This is a genomic window from Limnobacter sp., assembly GCF_046297615.1.
Lineage (GTDB): Bacteria > Pseudomonadota > Gammaproteobacteria > Burkholderiales > Burkholderiaceae_B > Limnobacter.
The window spans coordinates 402,630-423,620 of the sequence record NZ_JBKBHM010000001.1; the positions used below are offsets into that span (position 1 = coordinate 402,630).

Annotated in this window: 16 protein-coding genes; 7 read left to right on the plus strand and 9 right to left on the minus strand. The window is 50.3% G+C overall.

The annotated features are described in order from the left end of the window. Window positions 1–58 precede the first annotated feature (58 nt). The 3 genes from ACK4FF_RS01875 to ACK4FF_RS01885 all read right to left on the minus strand — a co-directional run bounded on the left by ACK4FF_RS01875 (window position 59) and on the right by ACK4FF_RS01885 (window position 2,210). Window positions 59–1,354: a Y-family DNA polymerase gene (locus ACK4FF_RS01875; protein WP_409704018.1), complete on the minus strand. Its 1,296-nt coding sequence runs from the start codon at window positions 1,352–1,354 to the stop codon at window positions 59–61. After that, window positions 1,338–1,808 (minus strand): LexA family protein, encoded by a 471-nt coding sequence (locus ACK4FF_RS01880; protein ID WP_409704020.1) that lies wholly within the window; start codon window positions 1,806–1,808, stop codon window positions 1,338–1,340. Before ACK4FF_RS01880 ends, ACK4FF_RS01875 begins: the two co-directional genes overlap by 17 nt. A 201-nt stretch (window positions 1,809–2,009) precedes the next feature. Next, window positions 2,010–2,210 (minus strand): helix-turn-helix transcriptional regulator, encoded by a 201-nt coding sequence (locus ACK4FF_RS01885; RefSeq protein WP_331132268.1) that lies wholly within the window; start codon window positions 2,208–2,210, stop codon window positions 2,010–2,012. Between the two features lie 144 nt (window positions 2,211–2,354). On the opposite strand from ACK4FF_RS01885, the gene ACK4FF_RS01890 reads away from it, so the two are divergent. The 4 genes from ACK4FF_RS01890 to ACK4FF_RS01905 are packed head-to-tail and all read left to right on the plus strand — an operon-like array spanning window position 2,355 to window position 6,947. After that, complete coding sequence (locus tag ACK4FF_RS01890) at window positions 2,355–2,579, plus strand: hypothetical protein (RefSeq protein WP_409704022.1); 225 nt, start codon at window positions 2,355–2,357, stop codon at window positions 2,577–2,579. After that, window positions 2,579–4,159 carry a tyrosine-type recombinase/integrase gene (locus ACK4FF_RS01895; RefSeq protein ID WP_409704024.1) on the plus strand — a complete coding sequence of 527 codons (1,581 nt, stop codon included), beginning with the start codon at window positions 2,579–2,581 and terminating at the stop codon, window positions 4,157–4,159. The genes ACK4FF_RS01890 and ACK4FF_RS01895 overlap by 1 nt, the downstream gene beginning before the upstream one ends. Before the next feature lie 2 nt (window positions 4,160–4,161). Continuing rightward, window positions 4,162–5,382 (plus strand): HD domain-containing protein, encoded by a 1,221-nt coding sequence (locus ACK4FF_RS01900; RefSeq protein ID WP_409704026.1) that lies wholly within the window; start codon window positions 4,162–4,164, stop codon window positions 5,380–5,382. Between the two features lie 2 nt (window positions 5,383–5,384). Continuing rightward, entirely contained in the window at window positions 5,385–6,947 is a 1,563-nt protein-coding gene (locus ACK4FF_RS01905; RefSeq protein WP_409704028.1) for an AAA family ATPase, read from the plus strand. A gap of 706 nt (window positions 6,948–7,653) precedes the next feature. On the opposite strand, the gene ACK4FF_RS01910 is transcribed toward ACK4FF_RS01905, so the two are convergent. The 4 genes from ACK4FF_RS01910 to ACK4FF_RS01925 form a co-directional block, all read right to left on the minus strand. Continuing rightward, on the minus strand, window positions 7,654–8,046 hold the full coding sequence (locus ACK4FF_RS01910) for a DUF4755 domain-containing protein (protein ID WP_409704030.1): 393 nt from the start codon (window positions 8,044–8,046) through the stop codon (window positions 7,654–7,656). 946 nt (window positions 8,047–8,992) lie between these two features. Beyond that, a complete protein-coding gene (locus ACK4FF_RS01915) occupies window positions 8,993–10,126 on the minus strand; it encodes an ADP-ribosylglycohydrolase family protein (RefSeq protein WP_409704032.1) in 1,134 nt (377 codons plus the stop codon). Between the two features lie 159 nt (window positions 10,127–10,285). Beyond that, window positions 10,286–12,583 carry a hypothetical protein gene (locus ACK4FF_RS01920; protein WP_409704034.1) on the minus strand — a complete coding sequence of 766 codons (2,298 nt, stop codon included), beginning with the start codon at window positions 12,581–12,583 and terminating at the stop codon, window positions 10,286–10,288. A 699-nt stretch (window positions 12,584–13,282) separates the two neighbouring features. Next, on the minus strand, window positions 13,283–15,457 hold the full coding sequence (locus ACK4FF_RS01925; RefSeq protein ID WP_409704036.1) for a S8 family serine peptidase: 2,175 nt from the start codon (window positions 15,455–15,457) through the stop codon (window positions 13,283–13,285). Between the two features lie 586 nt (window positions 15,458–16,043). Between ACK4FF_RS01925 and ACK4FF_RS01930 the strand changes: the two genes are divergently transcribed. Further along, window positions 16,044–17,078 carry a CsgG/HfaB family protein gene (locus tag ACK4FF_RS01930; protein WP_409704038.1) on the plus strand — a complete coding sequence of 345 codons (1,035 nt, stop codon included), beginning with the start codon at window positions 16,044–16,046 and terminating at the stop codon, window positions 17,076–17,078. Between the two features lie 663 nt (window positions 17,079–17,741). Here the strand turns inward: ACK4FF_RS01930 and ACK4FF_RS01935 are convergent. After that, window positions 17,742–18,440 carry a hypothetical protein gene (locus ACK4FF_RS01935; protein ID WP_409704040.1) on the minus strand — a complete coding sequence of 233 codons (699 nt, stop codon included), beginning with the start codon at window positions 18,438–18,440 and terminating at the stop codon, window positions 17,742–17,744. Then, window positions 18,437–18,982 carry a tetratricopeptide repeat protein gene (locus ACK4FF_RS01940; protein WP_409704042.1) on the minus strand — a complete coding sequence of 182 codons (546 nt, stop codon included), beginning with the start codon at window positions 18,980–18,982 and terminating at the stop codon, window positions 18,437–18,439. Before ACK4FF_RS01940 ends, ACK4FF_RS01935 begins: the two co-directional genes overlap by 4 nt. 205 nt (window positions 18,983–19,187) lie before the next feature. On the opposite strand from ACK4FF_RS01940, the gene ACK4FF_RS01945 reads away from it, so the two are divergent. Continuing rightward, window positions 19,188–19,679, plus strand: a complete 492-nt coding sequence (locus ACK4FF_RS01945) for an outer membrane beta-barrel protein (protein ID WP_409704044.1) — start codon at window positions 19,188–19,190, stop codon at window positions 19,677–19,679. A 24-nt stretch (window positions 19,680–19,703) separates the two neighbouring features. Further along, window positions 19,704–20,861, plus strand: coding sequence for a hypothetical protein (locus tag ACK4FF_RS01950; protein WP_409704046.1), 1,158 nt, complete (start codon window positions 19,704–19,706; stop codon window positions 20,859–20,861). The last annotated feature ends 130 nt before the right edge of the window (window positions 20,862–20,991 follow it).

Genomic DNA, 20,991 nt, shown 5'->3' on the forward strand with positions numbered 1-20,991 from the left:
TTGCAACTTCGCCGAAAGTACAGTCTTAGCACTAGTGCGCCTATTGCTTCATGGCCATTTAAAAAACGCTGGGTAAACACTCCCAATCCGTCGTGTAGTGCGGACTACGGTTGCTGCACTTCATAGTCCATCCCCGCTCGAATCCCGAGGAGGCACAGATCAATGAATCTCGCCCAAAGCGACCATTGATCTCATCCAGCGTTTTCATCAATTGAGCTGATTTCTTCAACTGAGTTGTATCAGTGAAGAGATCAGCCTGATAAGAATCCTTGGATATCAATCCCGTAAGCATCACACCGGCTTTTTTGTATACATAGCCTGGCTTGTACAGGTGTTTGATCACTCGGGAAGCAAGGTCCGAGATAACACGAGTGTCGTCCGTGGGCACACCCAACGAAACATGGTGATTCGCTGCATATTGAGCTGCACGTGGATCAAAAGGATTCGTTCTCAGAAACACATACAAACCGCTGGCCAGGGATTGTTGATGCCTCAGCTTTTGCGCAGCCCGCTCCACATAGGCGGAAATCGCTTCGCACAGTTCAGAGACCATTAGAACAGGCTGACCAAAGCTTTTTGAACTCATGATTTGCTGCTTGTCCGGCGCAACTTCCTCCAGATCCAGACAGGGGATTCCTCGCAACTCCTCACAGGTTCGCTCCAGCACTACATTGAAGTATTTTCGGATCTCGGATGGCTTCGCATTCCGCATATCCAGAACGCTGTGGATACCCATCTTATTCAAACGTATCGCAATGCGCCGCCCCACGCCCCACACTTCACCCACATCGATCTGGGACATCAATTCAATCCGATGGGCTCGGGGGATCGCATGCAAGTCGCAGACTCCATCGAACTGGGGCATCTTTTTGGCCATGTGATTGGCAAGCTTGGCCAAGGTCTTGGTGGGGCCAATCCCAACACACACCGGCAGGCCCAGCCACTGGCGCATGCGCTGTCGGATCTGTTGTCCCATCTCAGTAGCGGAGGGGTACAGGTTCAGTACCGATTCAATCTGCAGAAAACTCTCATCAACGCTGTAAACCTCCAAATGAGGAGAAAACTGGGACAGCACTTCAACCGCCCGCTGACTCATATCGCCATACAACGTGTAATTCGAGGAGAAAGCCAGTACACCATGACGACGGGTTAGGTCTTTGACTTTGTGCCACGGTTCTCCCATCTGGATACCCAAAGCTTTGGCCTCTGCGCTGCGGGCGACTGCACAGCCATCGTTGTTGGACAGGACCACCATGGGAACCCCTTCGAGCTTGGGGTTGAATACGCGCTCACAGGACACATAGAAGTTGTTCACATCCACCAGCGCAAAAACTGGATTAGGCTTGGCTTCCATAGCGTCGTACCACCCCAACCACCACACCCCAGATTTCCAGCTCACGACCTTCTTTGAACACAATCGGCTGATAGGCTGGGTTCTCCGGACGCAACTCCACCTTGCTAGATGTTTTATAGAGCCGTTTGATGGTGTATTCCCCGTTTACGACCGCGACCACAATGTCCTTGCTCTTGGCATTGAGAGAACGGTCAACAATTACCTTGTCCCCATCCACAATGCCGGCATTGAGCATGGAATCGCCCTTCACCGTGAACATGAAGGAAGCTGGTTTGTTGCGAACCAGGTAGTCATTTAGATCCAACCCATCCTCAGCATAATCCGCGGCAGGAGAGGGGAAGCCAGCCGAGATCCGATGGGAAACCACACGCACCTGAGAGCCCGGCGGAGATAGAGAAACTTGCGAGGGCGCTTGTGACAACGTGGCGGCAGGATTGATGGAGAGTCCTGACATGAGAGGCCTCACTTTTTCATAATACTGTATATTACAACAGTATTTTGAGATGGCAGCTCTCTTCAAATTACGTGCAGTGCGACTTCACGCACTAATAGGAAATCTTTTGACATGGCCTAGTCCAAGAAACCGGGTAAAGCCAATCAGATCGATGCCCAGCGGCAGCTAAGGCCTAGCAGCAGCCCAATCTACTCTCCCAGTTTATTGCTTGACCCGTTCAAGCAACTCGCCAACCTCGCAGTCAAAGTAGTCACACAGCGACTGCAGGATCTCCAGGTCAACTCTCTCGGCCGTCTCGTGATACATGCGAGTCAGTGTTCCTCGGTTAATTCCTGTGTCCCGAGCTACATCAGTAATTTTCTTTTTGTGCTCGCCCAGAAGTCTAGCGAAATGAATCCTCATGATGCTCTCCAGATACAAAACGATCTATAGAAGATCGAAATGACTTGCAAAAGATCTAAATGTGTGCATAATGATCTACAGGAGATCAGAATAGCCCTTTAAAGATCAAAATGATCTCTAAGTGTAAACCCATATGGAGGCAGCATGGCTACCTATTTGACAACTGAAGAGTTATCCGCGCGCATCAAGTACGACACTCGAACGATCAGAGATCGATTGAAAGACTCTGTCTTAATTGAAGGCAAGCATTACTTCCGGCCTTTCGGTGGACGAAAAATTTTGTTTATCTGGGAGCAGATTGAACAAGACATGTACAACGCGGCTTCATTAACCGGGTCCATTACCATGACTGCGTCCAGGGGGATGTGATGGGACACATACGTGTTAGACCTGAAACTGGCCTGCTGTATTTCGATTTCCAGTATTTAAAGATTCGTTGTCGTGAGCAGGCGAATCTTCAAGATACACCCGACAATCGGAAACTCATGGAGCGGGCTCTCCGAAACATCGAGGCGCAAATCGCAAAGGGGGATTTCCGTTACCGTAGCGCGTTTCCGAATAGTCGAAATCTGGAAAAAATCGAGACTCTTGAAAACCATCAACGCATGCCGATACCTGGCACGGTTTCAATCCCGATGGCACAGCAACCGATGATGCAACCAGGAGAGCTACCAAACTCAACTGGACACCCTACCTTCGGTGAGTTTGCAGAGAAGTTCATCGCAGAAAACGAGTCAATCTGGAAGCGATCGAACCTTCGAACCAAACAAGAAACCTTGGAGAAGTGGTTAAGGCCACATTTCGGCACCAAGGTGATCAGCAGTATCACCAAACAAGACATTCTGGAATTTCGCTCAGTTCTCGCCAAAGCCCCGGGCAAAAAACCAGGAACAACAATGTCAGCTTCGCGGATTAATCATGTGATGACATCCGTAAGCCAGATCTTGAGTGAAGCCGCTGATCGCTTTAACTTTACCACTCCCTTCCAAAACATCAAAAGGCTGCGCATCAAAAAAACCGATGTGCATCCCTTTACGCTGGAGGAGGTGGAGCTGATCCTGAAGTACTGTCGGCCAGACTTTCGCAACTACTTTGCCACCAAGTTTTTCACAGGGATGCGTCCGGGTGAAATTCATGGTTTGAAATGGAAGTACGTCGACTTAGGCAAGCGAATCATTACGATTCGCGAAACGGTGGTTGAAGGGTACGAAGAGACCCCCAAAACTGCGGGCTCCAATCGCGACATTCGAATCTCGCCCCAGGTGTATGAGGCCCTCAAAGCTCAATTGGAAGTGACAGGAAACCGTTCTGCGTACGTGTTCGCCAATGCCAATGGTGGGCCGCTCACCAACCGCAACATGAGCAACCGGGTGTGGTATCCCCTGCTGCGCTCATTGGGGTTAAAACCACGCACTCCGTATCAAACTCGGCACACCTTTGCCACGTTGATGTTGGCTGCAGGTGAATCGCCAGAATGGATTGCATTTCAGATGGGGCATTCCTCCACAGAAATGCTGTTCAAAGTGTATTCACGATATGTGCCCAACCTGACACGTCAGGATGGTTCTGCCTTCGAGCGGATGCTAGCAGCTAATTTTGGGGCACACCATAAACCAGAGCCGCAGACTTCAGTCGAGGCTCAAAGTGCAGAGGATGCAGATACCCAGGCAGACCCGCAGCGTACCTCCACATCCAAATCACCGACCAAGACCAACTCTGGTCGATCTGGGCAGCGTGGGAATCTTAGCAATCCATCTCATCCCACAACAAAAGCTGATCACGCTATCGCAACAGGTTATGCCAGGTCACTCGTGGCTCATGGCACAGCGGGTGAGATCAATCATAGGGTTGCCGAAATGCCCCGCGATCAGCAACAACCTATCGAAGTCGCTGATCAGAAAAACCCATGGCTTGCCATGTTCCAAAGCTATAACAAAAAGGATCAATAATCATGAAACCTCAGAATCGCAGTACAGACCGAGCCACTACTCAGTTCTCCGTTAATAAAAACCCCCGCCACGTCGATGTTGCAGAGCGCATCCGGGCCGCATTTCTTGCGCAAAATCCTCGGCATCACTTCGAGGTTGCCACACCAAAGCTCTTGGGCGGTGGCCAGGTCATCAATCAAGGGTGTGTGTATCGCGAGAACCAACTCAGCAAACACGCCCAGGTTAAAAATGGTCAAGCCTTCACGGTTGGCGCCTATGGCGAAATCCTGACGATTGAGAACAGGTTGGTGCCCCACTTTGATAAGACCAAAGAATTGACCAAGCAATATGCGAGGGTGGGCGTACCGCTTTACTGCGCAAAAACCTATGGATTGATTGACCACGCACAGTTGAGTATGAATTGGGTGCTCAAAGACCGCGAGTGGGAGCAGGGTGAGATGATTCGACTCAGCGATGTTGATGTCCTGGGCCCTCATGGTGTCGGTCTAAGGCGCGTTTGGTCTACACCGCAGGCTAGTTACCTTCCCGCCGACACGAACCCCTTTGATTATGCCGGACTAGGTATGCCCGTGTATTTGAGGGCGCTGGTGGGTGGTTGCTCTGAGCACAACGCAGTGAATCTCAGCGACGTGTGTGCATTCTTGAGCGCCGTGATCAACCACCTTAATCCTGAGGACAGATCACTGTTCCTGGCCGTGGTCGGTCAAGAGTCACGATGGAACAAATTCTTAACCTACCCAGCATCGCTGCGTAGCCACCATAACTATGAGCGAGGTTTGCTCGTGCACACCGCCGAAGTGGTGGCCTATGTGCTGTTGGATTTGGCGAATCTTAAAGAGCCGGCCGACGTAAGTCTTACCATTCTGGCAGCGTTGCTGCATGACTTTGGCAAGGTAGAAGACTATATCCGCCTGACTGAGGGAGCCTACATCGGCAACCAGAACTGCCAGCTGATTGGACATGAGCAGACCATGCTCAAGTGGATCTCAGGTGCCTGTCAATGTGAGGTGACCTACCCGAAAGAACGGCAACTGGCTTTGGAACACGCAATCTGCGCAGTTAAACGTCAACACGATCAATCCGGGGTACGTAAGCGCAAAACCATCGAGAGCTTTTTACTCCATGACGCGGATTGTCAAAGTGCACGAGCCGACAGCTTAAAGCGAACCAGCATCCTGATCGAGGCTGGATTGGTCTCAGCAAAGCAATATGCAGGAGTGTAATCATGGTTAACAAATTCTATGATGATTCTCACTCTACTCGCATTAGCCGAGGCTTCACTGATCCTGTTCAGCAGCCTGGTTTCATTGAATTGGGCAATACTGGCTTGCTGGTGCCCAGAGACGAAAGTGCGTTGATGGCGACTTTTGTTAAAGGGTGGCGCACTGACCTTGTCAGAAGCGCATTGCGCTCAAATGACTACATTGATGTAGCCAAGGACTACATCACCAGTCCCCGCTTTGTTGCGCATTGCAGTGAGCTGACTGAGGAGCAAATTGCATGGGTCTATCGTGAGATGAGCGACGTAGTAAAGACGCTGGTCAGCAAATCGGGTGGGTCGCAGGTCAATGAAAACAAATCAGGCTTCGGTGCTCGTCGGCGACGAGATCGCCATGCCAGGCTTATGAGTCAGTATGAGGCTGGGTCGCAGGTGGGAACCCCCAATTCGCCCCAGGGCTCTCTTCTAGATCCCCATATGTTTGAGGAGAGCATCTATGGATTCAAAGATCTTGAAAAGCTCATTGATCGCTGCATGAGTGATGCGCCACAACATCAGCACAAAGACTCGAAACACTTCAGGGTGTTTACCGCCAAGAACGCGCTCAAGCTGGCCAAAGACTACGACAGCTCAAAAGATCACAAAGACACCATTGAAGAATTCATCAGAGATATGGCCACAAACAACGGCTATCGGCAGCGTATAACCGCGACCGAAAGCCGGCGCAAGAAACTCACAGCACTGCTGGACTCCTATCCGAACTTCCGTAAAGTGACACAGCATCTGCTCGACCAGATGGACTCATGGGCGTTGCGACAACCAAAGCGCCGTTGCTTTGAACCGATCCTGTTGAATGGGCCCAAAGGTTGCGGAAAAACTTCATACGCAAAATCACTGGCTCAGGCATTGCACACCGATTACGAATTCGTAAATATCGCTTCGGTCAGCATGGGTGGGGTATTGGTTGGAACCAGTGAGAAGTGGAGTAACGCCCAGCCCGGACTCCTGTTCAAATCCCTGAGCAGAGGCGAATCGGCTTCACCGCTCATACTGCTTGACGAGATTGACAAGGTGCAGGACCTTGAGAGCAAATACCCTATCGGACCCGTATTGTTGGCCATGTTAGAGCCTGAGACCTCGAGCGAGTTGCGAGATGAATTCAGCCTAATTGAATTCGATGCATCACAGATTTTTTACGTCGCAACCTGCAACGATGCCAGCTTGATTTCCCCGCCGATCAGATCAAGGTTTAAGACCTTCAATGTGATCTACCCAAACGTGGCACAACGACGGACAATCATTGCCAGGCGCCTTAAGGCCGACTATCGAAATGTCGAGCTTTCGGAGAAGGCATTGGTGCTGCTAAGCCGTCAGATGGGCGACTTGCGCCATCTGAGAGATTTAATCGATCAACTGGTCAACCATCATGTACAGACTCAGCTAAAAAGCATGGGGCGGGGTCGAGCTCAAGTGCTGAAGGGAAAGCAGATCATCACTGAGCACACTGCGATGCAGGTTCTGACGAAACGCGGTGGTGCGAGCAGATTATTCGATCGGGTTGAAGTGTAGGATCTTGATGGAGAGATATTCGGAGCAAAGAAGAGTCGCCGAGTCTACTTTGCAACGACCGAGCAAACCACAAGTGCTAGAGATATTTAAAAACAACCGACCAGGCGCATATAGAGCGTTGAGCGATTGAATTAAGCATCGCTGCAGACAAAAATGTTTTCAAAAGCGGAACGTCACGCGCGTGCCTGCCTCCGGGCAGCAAGGGTAATGCGAGAGTTTTGGGAAGAGAAAGGCAGCAGCGACACGCGGCTCTTACTTGAGCCGTTAGTACCAGAGGAGCTTGTGTTAGTGGGAGAATCCCTGAACGGATTTGAACATAAAGAACATGTAGTTCCTAGCTTGGTCATATGCCAGTTGTACCATGAGATATTCGAGTGTGGAGGCAATGAACCGACTTCGTCAACGGGTGCAGCCTTTCCTGCCGTTGCACAACACTTAAATAAGCATCTAGCCACAGACTTGTGTGTGTTTACTGCGGTAAAAACGGCTACTCCAGTTTGGCCTTGTTGATTGACCGCCACACATGCGAATTTCAGTTTTACAGTACTAAAGTCCTCGCTAGGCACAGGGCATGAGAACACCCGCTGAACACGACCAGTTTGCGGCCTAAACTGCGTAGAAATAACTGGGTAGTCAAGAAACTTCTTTCGAAAAGATTTAAATTATTGAAGGAGTGCTGCATACCTACACCCATTGCTGGGTCAACTCATGCTCTATCTTCATTCAATGTCTGGTTGAAAATCTCCATCCAACGCTCAAGTTGAGTCTGCATCTTTTTCTGGTATTTGAATTCCACCCGCCATTTTGGATTATCAATATCTCTCACTTTTATAAAAAAACCCGTGCGTTCTTTTGCGGATTTTATATTTTTAACGTTAGCTGTAGCCACATGAAAACCGCCACCGTGGATCTTTCCCGCAAACTCGCAGTTAAAACTCCATTCTCGCACATCTGAAAAACTGTAAGTGACCTCATTTTTGCCCTTGAAAATAGAGACTAATCGGTTTTTTGTGTCGATTGCCATTCCACTATCATTAAAAGCGTGTTTGAATTCGCAATCTTTATGTTTGGCGAGAAAAGATTTATTACGTGAAGTCACCGCATAGCTCTTGATCGCCCGGTAACAAATAAAAAAAAATGCAATAACGAGTAAGTAACTCATGGAGGCAAAAAATGAAGAACATTTCCGGAGTATTACTTGAGATGGAGTTTAATGGAAGTCAAAACTTACCTACAAGTGAATTGGAAAAAATCTGTGGTAGTCGATGTTTGGGGGTGCAAGTTTCCGCATGCAACTTTTCTAATCGACGTTTACCAATTAAATAAATACCTTAGCTTTATGGCAACCATTGTCATATGGTGGAACATAGCTTCAAGAGCAATGGATAGATATCCGAGTAATTGACGAAAAATGAAATTTTATGTGACAGATAAGCTGTTTCTACGCAGTTTAGGCCGCAAACTGGTAGTGCCCACCGGGTGTTCTTATGCCCTGTGCCTAGTGAGGATTTGAGTATTGTAAAACTGATCCGCTCTGTGATTACTCGGCTAGCCTGCTGTACAGTCTCAAATCGATGGCGGTGCACCTATTGTTCTTTGAGCATTCGAATCACCGGTGTGGTGCACCAGGACGGTGTAGCTTCGGGAGCAAAACACCAGTCGATTGTCCGAACGCAACAATAAGTGTTTCGAGACCTACCCAAGTACACCACAGCGGCTGATAAGCTCTTGCTCGAGCGCGGATATTGCCGTGACTGGTCTACTGCTTCTACTCCAATTCCAACCCAATGATTCGCATGTGTCGCGGTCAATCAACAAGGCCAAACTGGCGTATCCATTTTTACCGCACTATACACAGCACAAGTCTGTGGCTCGATGCTTGTTTAGGCGTTTAGCCGCCTCCATGACCGCATCTTTGTCTGTTTTCCTCATGATTCGAATGATCTTTTTCATCACTTAATCGGGCTCGTTTTATTTCGCCTCTGTGAGTTGAGAGACCATTGCAGTTAAGTCCAGTTAGATCGAAAAATTCGGGGCAGGTCAGATCAGGTTGGTGGGTATCGCTCAGAGTGTGCCTTTGCAGTACCCTCTCTCTCGCAATAAGACCATGACATTGAGTCGTAAAGGTCATGCGCTACAGCTCGAATCAAGTCCAGGTGCTCCAGCGCCTCCAAGTCCTCAATCCCGGTTAAGGCATGTGGCCCGTGAAGAGCGCCCAAGATTTGGCCGCACATTGACCCAGTGGAGTCTGAGTCGCCAGTGATGTTGACGGCATAGCAGACTCGATCACGGTCAGTCGGCGCATCCAGCAGGGCGCTGTAAAGCGCGATTGCCACTGCTTCTTCTGCCACCCAACCCTGTCCAAGTTCAGAGGGCAGTTCGAGTTGTAGGTCCCCAGATCTTGATAAATCTAAAGCAATGGCTACCGCTTCAGCAGTCTCCTCAATGCCCAGCAAGTTTTCAGCGGGCGTTCGAAAATGCCCATTCTCCAATTGGGTCAGACAGTCAACGGTGATCTGGCGAAGGTCGCCAGATTCACTGGTCAAAGCCAGATAAATCAGCACTGCGAAAAAACCACTAGCGACTTTACCTGTGGGGTGCCCGTGCGTTAAACCAGCTAACTGGCACCCAACGTTGAACACCCATTCGACAGGTAGGTCTCTGGCTGCAGCAAATGCAGCCACCGGGGCGATACGCATTACACCGCCATTGCCTTTACTTTCATTATCAGCTTGCGCACCAACCTTGGTTTTTCTATGCAAAGCCCCGATGCAGGTGTTACCAGGCGCCCTAGGTGCATATGACCCCAAAGCCTGAACCAGAAACGAAGGCGGGTCCAAGGCACGCTCGGTAAGTTCGGTGCTAACCCCTTGAGTAGCCAACCATCGAAGATATGCGTAGTCGACCACCGAGTCTGCGTGAACAATACCTCGGGTCATTTCCCGCCGGAGAGCGCGCAAAAGACCTTCAGCAGTGAACAAGGTCATTTGCGTATCATCAGTGATGGCACCAACACGTCCATAGGCCCGGGCCAAATGCTTAATACCCTTAGGTGTGTACTGAGCATGAATCTGCGCCCTATCGAGAAACTCCACGGGAGCACCCAGTGCATCACCATAGGCACCCAGTATCAGGCAGGCTTCAATTCGTTGCCTCAAGAGGTCGGAATTTATGTGCATTTCTTAAAGATGATTAGCTGGCTGAATTTGTCATGGTATCAACCGGCATGACAGTTTACGTCGCAATAGCCGATGATCTGCGACGGATTTTTCGATCCGACGCAAGTTATCTATAACGACATCTCAGCGAAGTGAGAGACAACAGGCAACGAGCCTGGTTCAGCGCCGCGCCGCTCGCTCAACCCTCTCCCACAACTGAAGGTAGGCCTCGGCGGACCTGAAGAGGGTGGCCACTGCGGCACCCCCACCGGGTTGCATCATCATGTCTGCAATGTAATCGGGATAGAGGCCATAGTGGGCCACGCCGTCGGTGTTTAAATCAAACACCCGTTGGCCGGTCACCTGACGCTCGAAGGTCACGTCACCCATGGGTGATTTGAATGGATAGCGCAGTGGTTTGGCCTGCGCATCGGGGCGAGGCTCGGCCTGTTGGTGAATGCCGTTGATGTCCGATCCAAACCCGCTGGCTGGGCTTTTCCCGGCGGGGTACAAGCTGCTGAGTTGTTGGATGTATTGCACTGCTGACGGGGAGGGTTTGTCCGGCAGGTTGGAAATCAGCCCCCCGCCATCCACGATACGTTGACTGTCCCTCGCTGCACTGATGGTGCCTGAGTGGCCGGACACCACAGGCACCCCTCGGGCTTTGGTCATGGCCAACACCCGTTTACGAGCCAGTGCGCTCATGTGGTCTGTTTCAATGATCACGCCTTTGCGCATCAGTGCCTCAATCAGAAAATCGCCCAGCTTGGTCAGCCCACGGGCGTTGCGTTGGCAGCTTCGCCCGGGAACGTTCTCTGGGGTAGGGGGAAGGTTCATGAGCTGTAGCAAGGCCAGTTCAAACAGACCGTAGTCTTTGCTCTGCACATCCTTGGGCTCGGTCTCATCAATGGCATCGCACCCTGTGGTGGCGTAGGGGTGGCCGGTTTCCCACACATTGCCCGCGTTGAACACCTGCATGAGGGCTGCATCGCGGGTGAAGCGACTGATTTCGGTGCCACCAAACGCGTTGTCGAAAATGTGCAGGGGAAATACACTGCGAATACCCAAGGCATAAAACTCGTCGAGCCGCTCAAGCACCTGTGCTTCGGTGCACTCGGCTTGGCCAAGGTACTCCCCGCAATTGAAGAGTTTTTCATTTTCTATGCCCATCACCACGGCCAGCTTGCCCTGTTCAACCACCTGCCGGGCGGTGCGTGAGTCGTAGACAATTCGGAACCAGCCCCGTCCGGGGCCACCCTCTTGGGCATCAATGTATTCTTCCAGATCCAGCAGCAGTTGCCGTTGCAGCCGGACGCTGTTCATTTCATCGCAGTCATGCTGTTTGAGTGGCCACACCTGACAGATCACTTCGTTGGCGACAAAGTGATTGACCATGATTCGTTGGCCACCCATCCAGGCCCTTTTTAGCCAGATGTAATAAGTTTGGTGGTGGGTTTGCGACCGCGGGTTGGGCCAACCGCTGAAGGTGGGCCAGCCGTCTGTGGCGTGGCGGTTCACGGGGCTGCCGGTGGCCAGCAGGTTGTCCAGCACACCCAGGGTGCCTTGCGGGCCGTGGTCCGCATCGCAACTGTTCAGGGCCTGAGGAATACCGAAGGGATGAAAGGGGCGCCCGTGGGCCAGTCGACCCCCCAAGGCTTCGCTGCCACCGATATGGATGTGAGTGTCTACCCAGCCAACGACTTCGCCTGTTGAAGTGGTTCCTGTGAATGGCGTTCCACTGGCATTCAGTTGGGCTTCGGGATACTGGGCGCATCCTTGAGCCGCTTTGACGCCGAAGGGGGTGGCTGCTTGGGCAGTGCTGGCCAGTGCGATTGCGCCATCTTTGATGGCCAGGTACTGACCTGTTACCGATTGTTTGATCAGGAAACGCCCCGGTTCAGTGCTGTTCTCTACTACCCACACGGCCAGAAACGAGGCCTCGGAGGCTCGCGACGGTGTGCTGTCGGCTTGTGGGTTGCCCAGAGCCGACGCAGCTCGGGTACCCAGCTCGTCGCTGCTGCTGCGCAGTGCATCGCTGGCGGGCCTTGCAACCTCAAGCACTTCCACCAAATCACCCAAGCCGGACAGGAAGTCGGTTGCCGCGCGCACATAGCTGCCTAGCTTGGCCTGATTGAAGGGGTTGCTGTCATTGAGGGCCAGATAACGTCCGTCGGTGTCGTACAGCAGGTAATGACCCAGGCGGCTGGGTTTGAAAAAAAAGCCAGAGGCCTGACTGGCCAAGGTGTAGCCTGATTCCAGGACGGCGAGACCTGCAGTACCTCCGGCTGGGTGGACGCTGAGGCATTGGTTGGCCAGTGTAAAACGGTCGGAGGGGTTGAGCTCATTGGAGGTGACCCGCCCTGCCACCGCAGAGTCGTCCGAGTTGTTACTGCAGGCCCCGACCAGCAGCCCGAGAAGCGGAATCAGAACAGTGAGAAGCGCTGTGGAAATTGACTGGTTAGTTGGAGTGCGCTTCATAGGGCTCCTCACGCTGTGCTGATTGTTATGCGCACAGTGTAGGACATGGGTGCAATTGCCCATCTCGTGAGATTGACATACCCGAGTGACAGTCTCTAGAGACTCATCACGCACATATTCTGAGAGTCACTTTTTGGCAGAAGGAGGGTAACGCAAGACACATCAGAAGCGGTAATGACCCGGAATTCGTCGCCACCAAGCTTCCGGAATGCGCAGTTCAAGAAAAACTTGACTGCAAACCAATTGATCTGGGAAAGCCATGGCAAAACGGGGCTAACGAAAGCCTGAACTGAAAACTCAAGGATCAATGCCTCTTGATGGAGTCATTTCGTAACAGGCAAAGGGCACAGGTGAATATTGAGGACTGGAGGTAGCATTACACTGCAGTCCCACTGCATTTCAGCTTGAACTACCTTGCCCCGAATGAGTTAGTTGCAGAATTGAAAAAGTGATTTACCAACCAAGACCAGAAAGTTAAGCCCTCAGTGGTAGCAAATTCCCTGGTAGGTCAGATGATGTTCGACACAGAACGCGCTGTAGTCCGAGAACGCCAAACTACGGAAAACACCGGAGGCCGTGAGTACGAAATCGAGGTGATCGAGGAAATCAACAAAACGACTGACGAGAGTGCAAGCGACTCTGAATCAGGTGAGTTTGATATACAGGGGGACTTCGCCCCCTGCTTTTAGCGCGAGGTATTTACCTTGTTGTTCTCTTGTAAACCAGAAGCCCAGCAAACAATGCAAACAAACCCAGGAAGCCAAATGAACCACCGCCTCCACCGCCTCCACCTGAGCCGCCGCTCGAGGCTGACGGTGTGGTAGGGGTTGATCCAGACGTGGTGCTTGGGCCAGTAACTTCGGATGCGCTTACCGCGATGGAGTCATCAGAACTGCGGACTGCTGTTAGGTTGAAAGTTTTAACATCAGTGCTTGAGGCTTGAACACCTTTTGCAGAGACACCTTGCTTGCTGCGTCCCGTCACCTTGAAATTGTAGCTTTTACCCACTGTTTGCAGTTTGAAGGTCAACACATTGTTGGATACGGATACGGTGCTACCGTCTTGATCTTGACCTTCAATAATTGACTCTACGCTGCTTAGGTTACTACTGTCACTCGCCTCGAATTCGACTTCAGGCGCCTCCCCCGCTACTGCATTAACCGATGCTGAGATCGAACGGTCTTGCTGGGCGACAACTTCAATCTTATAGCGCGCCTTGACCTTTTGGGACTTCTGATTCGAACTCTTTTGACCATCGATTGTGAAGGTGTAAACCTTGCCGATAGTCTTGAGACTGAAACTTAGCGACCCGGAAGACAACGCGACCGAAGATCCATCTTGATCTGACCCGGTTACAACGGAGTCAATCCTGACCATATCAAGCTGTGACGCCGTCTTAGTTCCAGTAACGGGTTGGGGGGCAGGTTCCACAGTGCTAGCGAACAATGAAGGGGCGACAAGATTAAGAAATGCAGTTGCGTTTAAGATTCCACCGCAAGATCCGACGCCCTGATCGTTGACCGCACCGCAGTTAATGTCGCTAGTGTTGTATCGGGTGTTTGATGCCTTAACAGCAGATAGTAGGTCCGAGTTGGTTTTGGAACCTTTTGTAGCTTCTACTGCCATAGCCAATATGGCTGCAACGTGCGGCGCAGCGAAGCTTGTTCCTGATACTCGAGCCAAACCATCTGGACTGACCGTAGTAGATGTTAGCGTCACAACTGGATTTTGGCCTCCGCCGCCAATGGTTGACGTTACCGTCTCACTCGAAATGTTTGAGTAAGATTCGGAGAATCCGCTTACGGTATTAGCACCAACTGAAAACACACCAGCGCAATTAGCTGGCGCATTCATTCCTAAAAAACTACCATTCCCAACTGCAGCAACTACATGGGCACCAGCAGCAATTGCCTTATTAACAGCATCTTGCATAAATGAAGGGCACTTCTCAGACGAACCGAGCGAAAGGTTTATTACCTTCGCGGGATTGGGATTTGCCGGCAGAGAGGACAACTGATCGTTCGTCAAATCACTGACCCCCGCAGCCCACATGATTGCTGTCGCCACATCCAAGGTCCCTTCTGCATCTGAACCGCAACGGCCAAGGGCCTTGATGTGAGTGATCTTCTGGGTCGAAAGAATACCTGTGACGCCGATCTTGTTACCCCTAACGGCCCCGATCACACCACTTACCTGTTGACCATGGTACGGCGTCGATGAAAACCCATCTTCGCAAGTTTCATCTGCGGCATCTGTTTGCTTCTCATCAACAGAACTTGAATTCTCCTCAACCAGATTCAAAAAGCCGTTGAAAATCCCATTGTCATCATCATTTGAGCCCAATCCCGAGTCAATCACTGCAACATTAACGTTCGAACCTAAGGTCGGAAACCGTTTCATCATGTCCGAGATTCCAGAGTTAAGTCCGTCAGTCGAGGCAACTGAACCACTCAGGTAACCTTCTTGAGTAGACCAGTTTGGATCGTCGAAGTTAAATGCATGCGCTTTGCGAACAATCTCAGATGAAGATACGCCTATTACCCCGGAGATCTGTTTCGAGATAGCCGAGGCGTTGGCGGAGTTCAGGCCTGATACTTCAACCTGATACCTGCCGGCTCCCAGTCGACTAAGAACCTTGATACTCTGTCCAGTCAGTCGCCCAATCTCATTAAAAACCAGTTGTGCGTTTTCTATGGGCAAAAAGGCCTGTCCAACGTTACTCAGTGTGACCACTAATCGTCCTGTTGAGTCGTTCTGAGCAATTGTTGCTGACAGAGGTCTGCCCCCCTTCTTCACTGAAAAATTCGCGGAAATTGCCATCGCCGTCGTAAGGGCTAAACTGACGGTCAAGCCAATTTTTATTTTAGCTAGCATCCCTCATTCCTTTTATTGAACGTTCGTAACCAATGGAACATTGCATTGAACGGTTATCTATTTATTGAGTTCGCCACCACAATCTCAGTTCCTAAAAGCCTTACTCTTCGAATGGCTGGTCAGATTCGCGCTCAAGGAGATCTCCCAAACGAAAAACGATCTTTTAGAGTCGCTAAGTAATTGGTAAGTAAAAAGAAAACAGAAGTGTATATAAGTCAATGTGATTCAAAATTCTGACAATTGTTCACGGTATTGCTGATGTGGTTTGGTCAGTAATTTTTCTTAAATTCTTAATCATGTCGGTATCGTCTCTACGATCAGTTCCTGATTATTTTTCATTGATTCTTAGGCTAAAGTGTGAAGTTGATTACGAAGCCTAAATTGCGTCGATATCGATCAACATTTCAACAACAGCCAAGTTTTGGTGTTTGTGTTTTGGCGCTTGAGAGCCGGACCACGCAACGCTTTTACGTTCAAAACTTGTTCTCCTTGTTCGAGAAGTCTGTCGTTGTTTGGCCTTTGTCGTTTGTTTTCGCTTTTCTGTTCTCGCCGCGGTAAATGGTGGTTTTTTTATGGAGCTTGGTTAATGAAGTTCGTTCCTTACGTGGTCGCAGTTTCCTTTTCGCTAGCCTGCAACTCAAACGCCATCGCGCAGCAAGGCTATAAACTAGGAGAAGGTGCTGGCCCAATAAGTGGTCAGGCTGGACCAGATGGCTCCTCTGGTGCAGCAGGCGCGTTGGAAAAGTGCCCTAAGCCGCTTGGCACCTTGGCTGTTGTTGAGCCACAAGACTTCGGTCAAAAGTTTCTAGCTCAATTCAATCTTCCTTCGCCGAACGGACTAATTCGATTGTTGGTCCAGCAATCCAATTGCTTTCAGGTAGTGGAACGTGGTGTGGCAATGCAGAATATTCTCCAGGAGAGAAGCCTGGCAGCTGGTGGGCAGTTGCAGTCCGGTTCGAACGTTGGTGGCGGTCAGATGGTCACAGCCGATTTTTTGATGACACCTGAGGTAAATTTCAAAGAGAACAATTCAGGTGGGATTGGGGGGGCAGCAGCCACCCTAGGTAGTTTCTTTGGTGCTGCGGGTAGTATCATCGGCGCAGTCGCAGGGGGCTTGAAATTCAAGCAGGCACAAACGACCCTTATCCTCTCTGACACTAGGTCGGGTCTACAAGTGGCTACCGCTACTGGAGCAGCAGAAAAATCCGATTTTGGAATTGGCGGTTTGTTTGGTGGGGGCGGAGCCGCAGTTGGATTGGGGGCGTATCAAAACACAAACGAAGGCAAAGTAGTAGCAGCCGCTTTCTTGGACAGCTATAACAATCTTGTTAAGAGTGTCAGAGATAACCCCAACCTCGTGCAGGCCAAGGCAGGATCAGCAGCGCAGGCCAACGCTAAGAATTCTGTGCAAGCTGGATTTGCATTTAATGTCGGTGACGTTGTATACCCCAAAATCGCCGGTGTCAAAATGCACAAGAAAGCTGATGAGTCGAGCCCTACTGTAGCGCGCCTGCAAAAGGATACTGAGGCATTGGTCTCAGGTTCTGAGGTCAATGGCATGATTGAGGTCGAGACAGCTGATCACAAGGGCTGGGTGGCAGTGAGTAGGTTGCGCAAATAGAAAGATATAAACTTTGGTAGATTTTTCTCCAACTTCAATAACAAGTTTCTACATCATACTGATTCAATCTTGGGTATTGCCCAAGAAGCTAACTGGTATGGGACACATACCACCGATAGTTTTGTGCAGAAAGGCTGTTAGGTTGAAGCGAGTATAGGTTTGGTACAAAGTGGTTTCAGCTGAGAAACAGGCGGGTACTATACAAAACTTGGTGGTGTTACATTTGAATTGATGAACAAGGACCTTCTTTCGCTGCCGAGTAAGTTGGCTTCCGAGGCCAAGAAGGAGAATGCAAACGTTATCCTAGGTTATCGCCTTAACTATGCTGCTGCTGGTACGGAGCCGAATGGCTCACAGCCTTCGCGACGGGAACCGCTGCAATTGTTAAGTGTAATAAGTAGGTCTGGTTGCAGATGGTCGGGTTCTTTGACGAGGCGATGTTTGTTGTTTGGCCGATTCACATGCCTGTATAGCCAGATATGCCTCCAGGCGTTTGTCAGTAGGAGATTCTGTATGGCCAAACCTATTGCTGCGTCTCTGATCAAGTGCAGTAAATCTGACTAACACTGACAGTTTCTATGCTGGGCATAGCAAAGATTAACTTATGCGTGGCAAATCAGCCCAAAACTAGGGCCTAAAGATCAATTCAGTAATCGTCCCCTGCTAGTCGCTACAAAACAGCACGCACTTCTTCTTAAACTGCAGGGTATTTAGAAATCGCTCGAATGTTGGGCGGTTTTTGTTCCACTCGTTGAGCTCCGGCGCTGAATACTGGATGAGCCAATAGTCGCCTTCATGGAATAGACCGTAGGAGGCGGTTCGATACCTCAACCCCCAAGAGTTAAGGCTTGTTGTGTCAAGGCGAAAGCTCGGACGGTTGTCAATTACCGCTGGCGAGATATCTAGCTGCTCAACTGAGGCTGGGCTAGGCAATGAGTCGATCACCGCAAAGGCCGACAAGAAGCCTTCCTCATCGGGTTTTTCCTTCTCCATACGTACCTTCAGATCACTGCGCAACTGCCTTGCCTGATAATTTGCGAGTGTATCTAATGGCGTGGTATCCCAGTCGCTGGATTTAAACCTTCGGGTTTCAGGAACGTCTGGGAAGGCTTTGTCTAGATCAAAACGATAAATTGAAATCTGGTTCAACGATAGACCATCTTTACTCAAAACAAGATGGTCAGAGTCAGTGGTAGGGGCCCGATTCCATCCTGTTGGTAGTACCACGGTATAGGCGCGCCCAGGCCCTTTAAAAAACTGTTCTTTCTCAATCTTCTCCCACTGCGAGGCGCAGCCGGGCAAGATGAGTATGCAAAAAAAAAGAAGATATTGGCCCCTGCTAGGTGTCACTTTCTTCATCATTTACTCTTCCCCCTCATCAATCTCATTGCCTTGTCTTTACTGTCCTCGATGAAGTGAGCTTCCGTAGGATTAGTGTTTAGCTGAAGTGCTTGGTCATAGTTTTGGACAGCGCTACTGAATTGCCCGAGTTGAAAGTACAAATCGCCGAGAAGCCGATGCCGGGTTGCTCTATTCTCGGCTGACGAAAGGTTTTCCTCCAGTAAGGAAGCTACTAGCTGCTTACTGGCGCGATTCGTTGAACGCTTCGCTGCCTCAGCCTGAAGATCGATGACTTGGCTTGATTGAACAACGCCGAGCCGGATTAATCTCGCTACGTTACTCAAGAATCGTTCAGGGGGGCCGTGTTTCGATTCAAACTTTAATGATTCAAGCAAGAACCCGGCAAGATCGGATGCCGGTGTTTCGAGTCGTTCGCCTTTGACGACAACTTCAGCTTGTTCTACTGATTCCGTGGAACGAATCTCCCCCAAATCTGCATGCACCGAAGAGTCTCTTGCATTTGAATCGTTTGGTGCTTCTTGAGAGGTGTCGGGTTGCGCCATAGCTAGGCTACAGACCAAAAATGCTCCAAGAGGCCATCTCTTATATATGCACTGGCGTAGACACAATTTTTCGAGGTGAGTTACGTACTTGGCCATTGGGTACATGCGGTCTGGGGGAAGTCGAAAAGTCGACAAACAACCTTCAGCATTTTTTCGAAAATTCAGTTGTGCTCAACACCGAGCCGATCACTAACTGGAGATCATCATGAAAAAAATCATCGCAAAAGCTGCTCTTTTTGTACTCGCTTCCGGCGTAACCGTTACTTGCTTCGCCAACCCTTACTTTGGCGCAAAAGCCGATCGTATTCAAGTCAATGTCGATGGGGTTTCTTTGAACTACGGCGGAGCAAGGGTTACTGGCGGCTACCAGTTGACCGATCACTTTGCGGTAGAGGGCCATGTTGGTACCGGGGTGTCGGATGCAAAAATCGCCGGTCAAACCAGTCAACTAGGGACCTACTACGGAGTGGATCTGGTCGGGAAGTTGCCGGTGACAGAGAAGATCTACGCTCGGGCCAACGTGGGATATGGATCCATTGAAATCGATGGGATCAAGGACAACGACATTCGCTTTGGCGTGGGCGCAGGCTATCAATTGAGCGCCAATACTGACCTGACATTTAGCCTGGAGCGTTGGTATTCCAAGGAGGGCGTCACCATCAATAGCTTGAACACTGGCGTTTCATACAAGTTCTAACTGTCAATTTAGAGGGAGATGGTTATGAAAACTTCATTGAGCGCCCTTTCTGTGGCTGTGCTTCTGGCTTTGACCGGATGCAATAGTGATGGGAATTCATCAAGCAGCACCTCCGCCCCAAGTGGTACTGAACCCCGAGATTTTTCTGGAGTAACTTTTGGTTACAACACTACCCCGATGACCGTGGAGGCGGCCGAGCGGATTCAATTGGATGAGTCTAATGCTCTTGAGTTCGCTAGGTTGGCGCTGGTTAAGGCGACTGCCTACGCCATTAACGGTATTGTTAACTCTCGAGGGTTGGAGCTGTCAGAGCAATTTTTTCAGGAGGACAGCGATCAGTTGGAGGATTCTTGTTCAGGCAGCGGCAGTATCTCGCTGCAAAAACGTGACGCGAACGGGAATGGTCAAATTGATCCGAAAGACGTGTTCACGGCGACCTTTAAACAATGTCAAAACGCTAACGGTACTTTGAGAACTGACTTTGAAACCTATGCCGGGTCAGTGAGTTCCGGAGTATTGACAACTAACCACTACGTTACTGCGAGTAACTTTGCCGGAACACAGCCTAGCACGGGAAGCAGTGCAAGCGTCGATGGGACAGAAGGACGTCGGATCATCTTGGGAAGTGGACGGTTTCAATACATCGTACATGCTCCAGCAAACGCCATTGAGGAGTCTGAAGGTGGAAGGGGGCGTGCTCAGTACAAGGCCAATAGCTTTCTGGACATTCAGGGTAATTTGAGTGGAGCGGGGACGTCCACTGTTAAGATGAATTACAAAGAAACGGGCGATGTATCGACTCGGATTGACACGCCCACATCTGGAGCATATACGACATACTCGGACGGACTATCTGTCTTGCTGGCTGACAGCGCTGTGTCAAGCGGGAGTTTAGAGCTTCGAAGTGGTGGGATAGTTCGCGTGCAGGCGCTGGGTAACTCATCTGGCCGCTACCGCGTACGGGTCGGTTTGGATACCAACGGCGATGGGACCAATGAGCGTTCCTGTGATTTTGATTATCAGGATATCTTGAACAGTACTGCCTCATTTTCGGCCAATCAGTGCGCAGCTCAGCCACCAGGGGGGCAAGACAATCTGCCACTTCTCACTCAGGTTCCTTTGGTCGGACCTTTGTTGAGTACTCTGGTCAATCCCATTCTCAGTACGGGACTAAATCGCTGATACGACAAACCAGATCCCGTTCGAGTCTATTTGGCTGACACAACCAGATCATGTTGGTGTGTCAGTCACTTTTTATGTAGTGGACTGTCCAATCAATGTGCCCGTTTGATTGCACGATGTCTCTTGCTTT

Excerpts from the sequence above, each read along its gene's own strand:
- ACK4FF_RS01875 (WP_409704018.1), bottom strand. The coding sequence starts at position 1,354 with ATGGAAGCCAAGCCTAATCCAGTTTTTGCGCTGGTGGATGTGAACAAC.
- ACK4FF_RS01880 (WP_409704020.1), bottom strand. The coding sequence starts at position 1,808 with ATGTCAGGACTCTCCATCAATCCTGCCGCCACGTTGTCACAAGCGCCC.
- ACK4FF_RS01885 (WP_331132268.1), bottom strand. The coding sequence starts at position 2,210 with ATGAGGATTCATTTCGCTAGACTTCTGGGCGAGCACAAAAAGAAAATT.
- ACK4FF_RS01890 (WP_409704022.1), top strand. The coding sequence starts at position 2,355 with ATGGCTACCTATTTGACAACTGAAGAGTTATCCGCGCGCATCAAGTAC.
- ACK4FF_RS01895 (WP_409704024.1), top strand. The coding sequence starts at position 2,579 with ATGGGACACATACGTGTTAGACCTGAAACTGGCCTGCTGTATTTCGAT.
- ACK4FF_RS01900 (WP_409704026.1), top strand. The coding sequence starts at position 4,162 with ATGAAACCTCAGAATCGCAGTACAGACCGAGCCACTACTCAGTTCTCC.
- ACK4FF_RS01905 (WP_409704028.1), top strand. The coding sequence starts at position 5,385 with ATGGTTAACAAATTCTATGATGATTCTCACTCTACTCGCATTAGCCGA.
- ACK4FF_RS01915 (WP_409704032.1), bottom strand. The coding sequence starts at position 10,126 with ATGCACATAAATTCCGACCTCTTGAGGCAACGAATTGAAGCCTGCCTG.
- ACK4FF_RS01920 (WP_409704034.1), bottom strand. The coding sequence starts at position 12,583 with ATGAAGCGCACTCCAACTAACCAGTCAATTTCCACAGCGCTTCTCACT.
- ACK4FF_RS01925 (WP_409704036.1), bottom strand. The coding sequence starts at position 15,457 with ATGCTAGCTAAAATAAAAATTGGCTTGACCGTCAGTTTAGCCCTTACG.
- ACK4FF_RS01930 (WP_409704038.1), top strand. The coding sequence starts at position 16,044 with ATGAAGTTCGTTCCTTACGTGGTCGCAGTTTCCTTTTCGCTAGCCTGC.
- ACK4FF_RS01935 (WP_409704040.1), bottom strand. The coding sequence starts at position 18,440 with ATGATGAAGAAAGTGACACCTAGCAGGGGCCAATATCTTCTTTTTTTT.
- ACK4FF_RS01940 (WP_409704042.1), bottom strand. The coding sequence starts at position 18,982 with ATGGCGCAACCCGACACCTCTCAAGAAGCACCAAACGATTCAAATGCA.
- ACK4FF_RS01945 (WP_409704044.1), top strand. The coding sequence starts at position 19,188 with ATGAAAAAAATCATCGCAAAAGCTGCTCTTTTTGTACTCGCTTCCGGC.
- ACK4FF_RS01950 (WP_409704046.1), top strand. The coding sequence starts at position 19,704 with ATGAAAACTTCATTGAGCGCCCTTTCTGTGGCTGTGCTTCTGGCTTTG.